This window comes from Halalkalibacter akibai JCM 9157 (assembly GCF_000513135.1).
Classification (GTDB): Bacteria; Bacillota; Bacilli; order Bacillales; family Bacillaceae_D; genus Halalkalibacter; species Halalkalibacter akibai.
The window spans coordinates 1-1239 of record NZ_BAUV01000128.1 but is presented as its reverse complement, the minus strand read 5'-3'; the positions used below and the strand labels follow the sequence as shown (position 1 = coordinate 1239).

Sequence of the window (1239 nt, the reverse complement as noted above, 5' to 3'; positions counted from 1 at the left end):
ATTAAGTCCATATAATTGTGTAAAAAGAAAAGAGTCATTATATTCCTTCTTGGCTACAATGTTTAACAACCACGAAAAACATAGAAAGAAGGAAATATAAATGACTCAATTACAGTTTAGCCTAGATCTAGATGTTTTAAAAGAATCTGTCATGAATTCTAATATCGAAGCCGTAGTGAAATCTTCAATTGTACTAGTTCTAAATGAATTTATGGAAAAAGAACGGGATGAATTTTTACAGGCAGCTTCATATGAACGTTCTCCTGAACGTCGTGATTATCGTAATGGTTATTATGAACGTGAACTAATTATCGCTATTGGAAAGATCAAGTTGCGAGTTCCTCGAACAAGGGAAGGAGATTTCTCGCCGTCTATCTTTGAACGATTTTCTCGCGTGGATCAGGCTCTAACATTATCCATGCTGGAAATGGTCGTTAATGGGGTTTCTACACGTAAAGTAACAAACATTGTAGAACAACTTTGTGGTGAAAGTGTATCCAAATCCTTTGTTTCCTCACTAACTGAAAAGCTTGATCCGATAGTAAACAAGTGGGCAAATCGTCCGCTTAATGTTCACTATTTCCCTTACTTATATGCAGATGCCATGTATATTAAGGTGCGAGAAAATAATAAAGTTGTACCAAAAGCAATCTATATTATGACGGCAATGGACGAGAAGAAAAAGAGGCAGGTAATTGGCTTAAAAATAGATCATGTCGAAAGTTTTGAAGCCTGGCAGGGCTTCTTCCAAGATCTAAAAGCAAGAGGACTACAGTCACCTAAACTTGTGATCTCTGATGCTCATGCTGGTTTAAAGAAAGCTATAGAGAGAGAATTCATCGGAACCTCTTGGCAAAGATGTACCGTTCATTTCAAACGAAATATCATCAATAAGCTACCTAAAAAGGGATCAAGTCAAGTGATAGCTGATATGAGAAGAATTTATCAAACCATCTCTTGTGAGGAAGCTAGAGGGTTTAAGGAAGAATTTATCACAAGACACCAGGAGAATCCTAAGCTAGAAAAAGCAATTGAAACACTTGAAAATGGATTCGAAGATTCCATTCAATACTTGAATGAACCAGAAACATTCCAACGACACATTACAAGCACAAATTCTTTAGAGCGTCTGAATCAAGAAGTTAGAAGACGGGAAAGAGTCATTCGAATTTTTCCAAATACACAGTCAGCCTTTCGACTAGTAGGGGCACTTTTGATGGAAAATGAAAATTTACAGTT

At 36.5% G+C, this 1239-nt stretch carries 1 protein-coding gene; it reads left to right on the top strand.

Translation table 11 applies throughout. From position 1 onward, the window contains the following. Nucleotides 1-100: 100 nt before the first annotated feature. Nucleotides 101-1239: IS256 family transposase (locus tag JCM9157_RS23025; RefSeq protein ID WP_035668870.1), on the top strand; the 1139-nt coding region annotated here is incomplete at its 3' end.